Source organism: Falsiporphyromonas endometrii (assembly GCF_042654485.1).
Lineage (GTDB): Bacteria > Bacteroidota > Bacteroidia > Bacteroidales > Porphyromonadaceae > Porphyromonas > Porphyromonas endometrii.
This window is the reverse complement of record NZ_JBHSGO010000155.1, coordinates 1-9,133: the sequence shown is the minus strand read 5'-3', so window position 1 is coordinate 9,133 and position 9,133 is coordinate 1. Positions and strand designations below refer to the sequence as shown.

The 9,133-nt window shown below is 40.4% G+C and carries 6 protein-coding genes; 5 read left to right on the top strand and 1 reads right to left on the bottom strand.

Annotated features, from left to right (window positions below):
* Positions 1-250 precede the first annotated feature (250 nt).
* The 4 genes from rocD (at position 251) to ACFO3G_RS04890 (ending at position 5,242) form a co-directional block, all read left to right on the top strand.
* The gene (rocD, locus tag ACFO3G_RS04905) at positions 251-1,480 is read left to right on the top strand and encodes an ornithine--oxo-acid transaminase (RefSeq protein WP_380078525.1); all 1,230 of its coding nucleotides are present in this window, start codon (positions 251-253) and stop codon (positions 1,478-1,480) included.
* A gap of 17 nt (positions 1,481-1,497) precedes the next feature.
* Complete coding sequence (ctlX, locus tag ACFO3G_RS04900; protein WP_380078523.1) at positions 1,498-2,427, top strand: citrulline utilization hydrolase CtlX; 930 nt, start codon at positions 1,498-1,500, stop codon at positions 2,425-2,427.
* Positions 2,428-2,456: 29 nt separating this feature from the next.
* A complete protein-coding gene (pruA, locus tag ACFO3G_RS04895) occupies positions 2,457-4,094 on the top strand; it encodes an L-glutamate gamma-semialdehyde dehydrogenase (RefSeq protein WP_380078521.1) in 1,638 nt (545 codons plus the stop codon).
* Positions 4,095-4,372: 278 nt separating this feature from the next.
* A complete protein-coding gene (locus tag ACFO3G_RS04890; RefSeq protein ID WP_380078519.1) occupies positions 4,373-5,242 on the top strand; it encodes an ion transporter in 870 nt (289 codons plus the stop codon).
* 503 nt (positions 5,243-5,745) lie between these two features.
* Here ACFO3G_RS04890 and ACFO3G_RS04885 read toward each other — a convergent pair.
* The gene (locus ACFO3G_RS04885) at positions 5,746-6,015 is read right to left on the bottom strand and encodes a hypothetical protein (protein ID WP_380078517.1); all 270 of its coding nucleotides are present in this window, start codon (positions 6,013-6,015) and stop codon (positions 5,746-5,748) included.
* A gap of 265 nt (positions 6,016-6,280) precedes the next feature.
* Here ACFO3G_RS04885 and ACFO3G_RS04880 point away from each other — a divergent pair, with 265 nt between their 5' ends.
* Positions 6,281-8,908: an ATP-dependent Clp protease ATP-binding subunit gene (locus tag ACFO3G_RS04880; RefSeq protein ID WP_465254277.1), complete on the top strand. Its 2,628-nt coding sequence runs from the start codon at positions 6,281-6,283 to the stop codon at positions 8,906-8,908.
* Positions 8,909-9,133: the final 225 nt, after the last annotated feature.

Here is a 9,133-nt window from a genome sequence, read left to right as displayed (position 1 = left end):
TGCTCCATAACTTTAATTGTTTGATAATCATAAAGTTACAAATAATAAATCAACTAACCTACTGATATTCAATATATTAACACCTTGTATAAGATTGTTTTTCAATTAAATTTAAACAGCTTCTTAGAAGAGAGCATTTCAAGACAGTCATAAGACGGTGTATTGCAAGGCAAAAACAATTCACCAACAATTGAACTAAAACACAAACGTTAAGATCATTATAAACAAACACATAAACAACAATTAAGTCATGGATTTAACAAGCAAAGCAAAACATTACATTGATCTTGAAGATCGTTATGGAGCACACAACTATCATCCTCTGGAAGTTGTATTGGCTCGAGGAAAAGGAGCATTCGTATGGGATGTAGACGGTAAAAAGTATTTCGATTTCTTATCTGCTTATAGTGCAGTCAATCAAGGACATTGTCATCCAAAGATCGTTGCAGCACTCAAAGAGCAAGCAGATAAAATTTGTCTGACCTCTCGAGCGTTTTATAACGACTGTTTGGGTGAATATGAGGAGTTTATGCACAACTATTTTGGATATGACAAGGTACTTCCAATGAATACAGGAGCCGAGGCTGTGGAAACAGCTCTCAAACTTTGTCGCAGATGGGGCTACAAAGTAAAAGGTATTCCTGACAATGAAGCCATTATCGTTGTTTGTGAAGGCAACTTCCATGGACGTACGATAAGTATTGTATCCATGAGTTCAGACCCAAGCAGCTACTCTGAATACGGCCCGTTCACTCCCGGTTTTGTCAAAATACCATACAACGATATACCTGCCTTAGAAGCTGCATTTGAAAAGTACGGAGACAAGATTGCAGGATTTATTGCCGAGCCTATTCAAGGAGAAGCCGGAGTATTTGTTCCGGATGATGGTTATATCAAAAAAGCATCAGACATATGTCACAAAAACCATGCTCTATTTATAGCAGACGAGGTACAGACCGGTATTGCCCGTACAGGTCGTATGCTGTGTTGCGAACATGAAGGAGTAAGACCCGACATATTAGTTCTTGGCAAAGCTTTGTCAGGAGGAGTACTTCCAGTAAGTGCAGTATTGGCAGACAATGAAATTATGTTGACAATACAACCGGGCGAACATGGCAGCACATTTGGAGGATTTCCACTTGCGTGCAGAGTAGCCATAGCCGCATTAACAGTCATCAAAGAGGAAAAAATGGCTGAGAAAGCTGATGAATTAGGTAAATATTTCCGCGCCGAACTTAATAAGATCAACAGTCCACTTCTGAAACTTGTAAGAGGGAAAGGTCTTCTAAATGCCATCGTTATTGAGCCACACAACGGAAACGAAGCATGGGATGTGTGCGAAGAAATGGCCAAACGAGGACTCATTGCAAAACCAACTCATAGACACATTATTCGACTTGCACCCCCACTTTGTATCACAAAGGACGAATTAGGAGAAGCTGCCGACATTATTAGAGAGTCCCTCAAAGTACTGGAATAATCTAAATAATTGTAGATATGAGTATTGTAAGGAAACAGGCAACAAACCGTGTTATCATGGTACGCCCTGCTCTTTTTGGCTACAACGCAGAGACAGCGACAAACAATAGTTTTCAAAAAGAAACCGGAGTTCCCGAAGCTGTTGCCAAATCGGCTAAAAGAGAATTTGATGCTTATGTCAACCTTTTAAGGAACAATGGAGTTGATGTATGGGTCATTCAAGACACAAAAAAGCCACATACACCGGACTCTATTTTCCCTAACAACTGGTTTAGCACACATGTTACCGGAGAACTTATCCTATACCCTATGTATGCACAGAATAGGCAACAAGAACGGAAATTGCACATTCTTGCCACTGTAGGAGATTTGGATGGAGTATCCAAGATTATCAATCTCAGCGGTTATGAAAAAGAAAAATGCTTTTTAGAAGGTACAGGAAGCATGGTTCTCGATCGGGTCAACAAAATTGCTTACTGCTGTACAAGTGAACGTACCAATCAAAAAGTATTGGATGATTTTTGTACCGAGCTTGACTACAAAGGTCTGGTCTTTACAGCCACAGATGCATTTGATAAACCTATCTACCACACCAATGTAATGATGTGTGTTGCCACAAAGTACGCAGTGATATGCCTTGAGTGCATCAAGGACTCCACTGAAAGAGACATGGTCGTCGAAAGCCTAAAACAAACCAATCACAAGATTATAGATATCAGCCTCGAACAAGTTGAACATTTCGCAGGCAATATGCTTGAAGTGGAAGATGAAAATGGCAACTCGATATTGGTAATGAGTGCAGAGGCCAAGCGGTCGCTCAATCCACAACAGATAGCAGAAATAGAAGCTTACAGCAAAATAGTCGCTCCCGAGTTGGAGACGATAGAAAAGAACGGGGGAGGATCGGCAAGATGTATGCTTGCAGAAAACTTTCTTCCTCAAGAGTAAATGAACTACAATAACAACAATCAGATAAGATGAACAATTCAGTTTTTAATTTTTCCAAACCCGGCAACGAACCTGTTTACAGCTATGCTCCGGGTACCATTGAGCGCAAAAAGCTCCTTGATGAACTCAAAAAACAGTCAGCCAACGAGATAGAAATACCCATTATTATAGGAGGAAAAGAAATACGAACCGGGAATACCGGGAATGTGGTCATGCCACACGATCATGCACACAAACTTGCCACTTATCACAAAGTATCTGACAAGGAAGTGCTTATGGCTATCGAGGCAGCAGAAAAAGCTCGTCATGATTGGAGTAGACTGCCTTGGACCGAAAGGGCAAGTATTATGCTTCGAATGGCAGAGCTCATCTCTACTAAATATAGATACAAATTGGCTGCTTCTGTAATGCTTGGACAGAGCAAAAACCCCATGCAGGCAGAGATCGATGCACCTTGCGAACTAATCGACTTCTTAAGATTCAGTGCATATTATGCATCCAAAATATACTCCGACCAGCCACCTCTCAACGACAAAGGGGTACTCAATAGATCAGAGTATCGCTCTCTTGAAGGATTTATCTTTGCTGTCACCCCATTCAACTTTACAAGTATCGCAGGTAACCTCAATTTAGCTCCTGCCATGATGGGAAATACCACTATTTGGAAACCTTCTACCACAGCTCTATACAGCAACTATATTCTGATGAAGATAATGGAAGAGGCCGGAATCCCCGAAGGGGTTATCAACTTCTTACCGGGACAAGGAAGTCTAATTGGCAAAGTGGCAGTAAATAGCGATAAACTTGCAGGATTCCACTTTACCGGCTCTACAGAAACATTCAATCTTCTTTGGAAAAGCATTGCAGGAAATATTGACAAATACAAAGGCTATCCACGCATCGTAGGCGAGACCGGTGGCAAAAACTTCGTAGTGGTCCACAGCAGTGCAGAACCCTTAGAGGTGGCCACTGCCCTCGTACGCGGCGCATTCGAATATCAAGGTCAAAAGTGCTCTGCAGCCAGTCGTGCATATATTCCACGCTCACTTTGGCCACAAATCAAAGAGGCTATGGGAGATATGATTAGCACTATCCAGCTGGGCGATGTCATGGAGTTTGACAACTTTATGAATGCCGTTATTGATGAGGCCTCTTTCGACAAAATCATGGGATATATCGAAAGAGCAAGGAAAGATGCCGATGCCAAAATCATCTTTGGTGGAGAAGGGAACAAAAATTATGGCTATTTCATCCAGCCTACAGTAATAGAAACAACCAATCCGTTCTATGCCACAATGACTGACGAACTGTTTGGACCGGTACTGACTGTATATGTTTATGAAGACAAAGACTATGCAGAAATACTTAAAGTCTGCGACGGTACAAGCAAATATGGTTTGACAGGATCTATTTTCTCTCACTGCAGGTATGCTATAGAAGAGGCTCTTGAAGCATTGAGATATTCTGCCGGAAACTTCTATATCAATGATAAACCAACCGGAGCAGTAGTTGGACAACAACCATTTGGCGGAGCAAGAGCAAGTGGTACAAACGACAAGGCCGGTGGACCTCTCAACTTGATGAGATGGTGCAATCCAAGAACAATCAAAGAAACCTTCGTTCCACCAACAGATTATACATATCCATTCTTATCGGCAAAAGATTAAGAAGTTGGTTGAATTGAGTTTCGTAAAAGGTTGAAACACATTTTTGGTTTGCTACAATTTCAACTTCTAAGATCCAAATTCTAAATAAAACATACTGGAGAAGGGTTACACCAAATACGGTGCAGCCCTTCTATTTTTTGTTTAATACAATCTGACCTCCTTATAATTATGATAGTTTTATCATGGTTTAGGATGAAAGTATTTCTGTTTTTATCATACATTTGTTCGATTATTTAGGCAGATTCTTTTTGTCTTGAATGATATAAACTAATATTTCTATGCACCAGCTCAAGAAGGAAAATACTTGTAAAAGCATCAACTATGGTCCCTGGTACAGCCGTCGCTATGTAAGGCATATTATCTTTGGTTGGGATACTATGGGAGGCAAACTCTACGATATTGTATTGCTCCTTTGCATTATCTCAAGCATCATTGCAGTGGCCGTTGATTCGATCAAAAATCTAAGTACAAAGACTCATGAGATTCTTTATTGGATTGAATGGGCTTTTACCATTCTCTTTACAATTGAATATATAGTTAGAATATGGTGTCTTGAAAAGAAACGATCGTATATACTCTCCTTCTATGGTATTGTAGATCTCATTTCATTTCTTCCCACCTATCTGAGTATCTTCACCGGAAGTACCCATTTCCTATTTGCATTCAGATTTATCCGAATGTTTAGAGTATTCCGCATTTTCGGTTTGAGTAATCTCCGCACAGAGGGAAGCTATTTATGGAAATCTATTCTCACAAGTTTACCCAAAATTGGGGTGTTTATGATGACAGTCTTGATGATTGTTACCATTCTTGGATCCATCATGTATATTATTGAAGGAGAGATCAATCCAACCTTTTCGAGTATTCCAAAAGCTATCTATTGGGCAACTATTACACTCACGACTGTTGGTTATGGAGATATTACGCCCATTACGGCACTGGGACAAATGATTTCAACTTTTGTGATGCTGCTCGGTTACTCGATTATAGCTGTTCCAACCGGTATCATATCCGGAGAGATTGCCAAAGCTAAGTCAAGATCAAAAAAGGACAATGCAGTATCTCAGTCACATAGGTTTTGTACCAATTGTGGCAACCCGATCCACTCTGAAGATTCGTTTTGTGGTAAATGTGGAAAAGCTGTCTAAAATAGGTTCTTATTTCATCATCAATACCAATGTTTTTAAACGCAAGGGATAGCGTATCTTTTTGCTCAAATCACACTTTATTAGATAAATAATGTAAATAAACTCATCCCTTCTTTCAATCTAAAAGCAGACCATTTTTGACTTCAAAAAGGCCTTTTTCAATATAAAATGAGACAGAATGAGAATTTATCGATTTCACCAAATGTTAAATTGTATGAAGGCTGTTTTTATTTTACCTTTTGCCTACTTAAAAATAGCTTTTAGGCTGCCTTTTTTCGAAGGTCGCGCGACTTGCAATCCATTCTCGCGCTACTTTGAAGGTAAACTCGCGCGAGGTTGCACCTGAAGTAGCGCGACTTCGCATATCAAGGTCGCGCGACAACGGATCGAAAGTCGCGCGAGAAGCAATCTGTTCTCGCGCGAGCTTATTTGTTAAAATAGCGCATAAAAAAGCCCGTTTCGTACTATAAAAACGGGCACAGTCGGCTGAAGGTCAAGTAACCCTAACCCTCGATTTTATAATTCTCAAGTTGAATCAGTGTGATTTGAGTGGCTTTTTGACCACAAAATAAGATAACAGTATTTAACAAATATAACACTCTAAGGACGAGCTTCACAGTCCATCGAAAGAGAGCATTCTTAAGATTATATTTGATAGTTACGAAGTCATTGATTTGATCTTCATCGACAAGACATATCTTACCCCCTCGGAGGAATAATCCGCCAAGCGAAAAGGTAATCAAAAGTATGGTAAGTAATATGCTTATCTCCATGGATCTTATTCTTAATGAATGACTAAGGTACTAAAAATGTGATGACTTTCATAATCTTGAAATGGCTCTTCGGAAATGGGAAGGTGCAAGGCACTGAAGTTGAAGATATCAAAAGGAATAGTTAAATAAGAATCTATTTCATCTCAACCGTCAAAAGTGTCATATTTCTTATGATTAGCAAAGGTCAGCTATTGTTTGCCTTCTCATTTTGTAGTCACACACAATAATTGCTACTTTGGCACGACCTTTGTAACTTTAGAGGGTGATGAGATGTACTAAACAAATAATAGACATACTGAGTAAAGCCAAAGGTTTTATGAAGTTGTTCGGATATCGCAAGATTAATCCGGACCATATTTTCCTTGCCATCCTTACAGGGGATGAAAGCTTGGCCAATTCGGCACTTTTTCAAATGGGAATGGATTTGGAAGAGACGGCGCTCAGCGTCTTAGCAAGTTTTGGTGGTATTAGGCAAAGTGTCAAAACCACGGCAAAGAATTTTTCAGCTCTACTCTCCAGCGATATTAAAAACGCTTTTAATACAGCAGCAGCAATACATATTGATGGGCTGGAGGATGACTGCATACATTCCGTCAAACTATTAATTGGAATAATAATGTTGAATACAAGCAACATGGCTAAAAAATCAATTCGCGCACAAGGCTACGATATACAAGATATATGTGGATCATGCGAAATAAATGAAGAGATGCTTAATAATCCGCAATTTGGATACGATCACGACTTTGACGATATGTTTGATGATTCTGATAAAGAAGACGAATCAAACAATGACTCAGAAGATAACAATGACAACGAAGACGAAGATAGAGAAGAGCTTCAAGGGCCTCCCCCTACTCCCCCCAGACATAACAAGGGAAAGGGAGGTTCGGCACTCGAGGCTTTTGGTAATGATATGACCAAGCAAGCTCGTGAGGGCAAATTGGATCCTATGATTGGAAGGCAAAGAGAGGTCGAAAGACTTATCCATATCCTTTCAAGAAGAAAGAAAAACAATCCGGTCCTTATTGGAGAGCCGGGTGTAGGTAAGAGTGCTATTGTTGAGGGTTTGGCTCAAATGATCGTCAACAAGAAGGTCAATCGCATCCTTTTTGACAAAAAGATTATCAGTCTTGACTTAGGAGCATTGGTAGCGGGGACAAAATATCGCGGGCAATTTGAGGAACGTATCAAAGCTGTTATTGAAGAGCTCAAAGAAAGACAAGATGTCATTCTCTTCATTGATGAGATACATAATATAGTAGGAGCAGGTGGCTCTCAAGATTCTATGGACGCCGCCAATCTTATGAAGCCTGCTTTGGCCAGAGGCGATATCCAATGTATTGGAGCTACCACTTTGGATGAGTATAGAAAGTCTATAGAAAAGAATGGGGCTTTGGAAAGACGCTTCCAAAAGATTATCGTTGATCCCACCACTCCCGAAGAGACAATCAATATTCTAAACAAGCTCAAAGAAAAGTACGAAAACTTCCACCGCGTTAAGTATACCGATGAAGCAATCAAAGCCTCAGTTGAGCTTACGAATAGATATATAAGCGATCGCTTCTTCCCTGACAAGGCTATAGATGTCATTGACGAAGCGGGAGCCGGACTCAGGGTTTCCAATTCTGATGAAACACCGGAAGCAATCAAAATCATAGAAGAGAGACTCAATGAGATCCGAGAGCAAAAGATGAATGCGGTAAAGGCTCAAAACTTTGAATTGGCAACCTCTTACAGAGAAAAAGAAAGAGAACTTATCAAGCAACATCAAAAGGCAACCGACGACTGGAAAAACAACCTTGATCAAGACCGCAAAATTGTTGATCAGGCAGAGGTAGCCAAAGTGATTGCCATGATGACAGGTGTACCGGTACAACGCATAGCAGAAGCTGAAAGCGAACGACTCAGAAAGCTTGTCGACGAGCTTAAGTCTGTGGTCATTGGTCAAGATGAAGCTGTCAAGAAATTGGCCAAGTCCGTACAGAGAAGTCGTCTGGGCTTGCGCAACGAAAAGAAGCCTATCGGTACATTCCTTTTCCTTGGACCAACCGGTGTGGGTAAGACCTATTTGGCAAAGAAACTAAGCAAACTTCTGTTTGACTCGGAAGAAGCCATGATTCGCGTGGATATGAGTGAGTATATGGAGAAGTTTGCCGTAAGTAGACTTGTCGGAGCACCTCCGGGATATGTCGGCTACAATGAAGGTGGGCAGCTTACCGAAAAGGTAAGAAGGAAGCCATACTCTGTCGTACTGCTTGACGAGATTGAGAAAGCACACCAAGATGTTTATAATATCCTTCTTCAAGTTATGGACGAGGGTTACCTTACAGACAGTGAAGGTCGTAAAGTCGACTTTAGAAATACTGTCATCATCTTGACTTCCAATGTTGGTACAAGACAACTAAAAGATTTTGGTACCGGTATTGGATTTAAGACCAACGATGAGGCTTTGGATAAAGAACGTTCGAGAAGTGTCATTCAAAAGGCTCTTAATAAGACCTTTAGTCCGGAGTTTCTCAATCGTCTCGACGAGATTATACTCTTTGATCAGCTTGACCAAAAGAGCATTCGTAAGATTGTCGACATCGAACTTATTGACATTTTGTCAAGAGTAAGGAAAGCCGGGTACGATCTTAAGGTTGACGATAAGGCACGTGATGCTATCGCAAAGGTGGGCTTTGACATTCAATATGGAGCAAGGCCTCTCAAACGAGCTCTTCAATCCGAGATAGAGGATCGACTTACAGACCTTATTCTGGATGGTGAGGTACAGAAGGGACAAATCATTACATTTACCACCGGCAAGGATAATAAGATCAAACTAAAGACTTCCGATGGCAAAGACAAAGAAGAGGTAAAAGAGAAAAAGAAAGTCGAGATTCCATCATAATACTTGGTAAATGACTTAAACAAAAATAGGCTGACTCTCGTAGTAGAATCAGCCTATTTTTATTTCAAAGTCTTTAGGAATCTAATTTATCAAAGACAATGGTAGTATCCCAAAAAGTGTGTAAAGGAGGTTTATCTTTGAGTCAAAATTAATCATTTCAATTCATTGTTTTGTTCATCCGTCAGGCGGGCATGAAAAACACCGGGGGGATTGGCGTCCGCCCGG

What these genes read in the sequence shown, in the direction of transcription:
- rocD (WP_380078525.1), top strand. Translation starts at nt 251, where the DNA reads ATGGATTTAACAAGCAAAGCAAAACATTACATTGATCTTGAAGATCGT.
- ctlX (WP_380078523.1), top strand. Translation starts at nt 1,498, where the DNA reads ATGAGTATTGTAAGGAAACAGGCAACAAACCGTGTTATCATGGTACGC.
- pruA (WP_380078521.1), top strand. Translation starts at nt 2,457, where the DNA reads ATGAACAATTCAGTTTTTAATTTTTCCAAACCCGGCAACGAACCTGTT.
- ACFO3G_RS04890 (WP_380078519.1), top strand. Translation starts at nt 4,373, where the DNA reads ATGCACCAGCTCAAGAAGGAAAATACTTGTAAAAGCATCAACTATGGT.
- ACFO3G_RS04885 (WP_380078517.1), bottom strand. Translation starts at nt 6,015, where the DNA reads ATGGAGATAAGCATATTACTTACCATACTTTTGATTACCTTTTCGCTT.
- ACFO3G_RS04880 (WP_465254277.1), top strand. Translation starts at nt 6,281, where the DNA reads ATGAGATGTACTAAACAAATAATAGACATACTGAGTAAAGCCAAAGGT.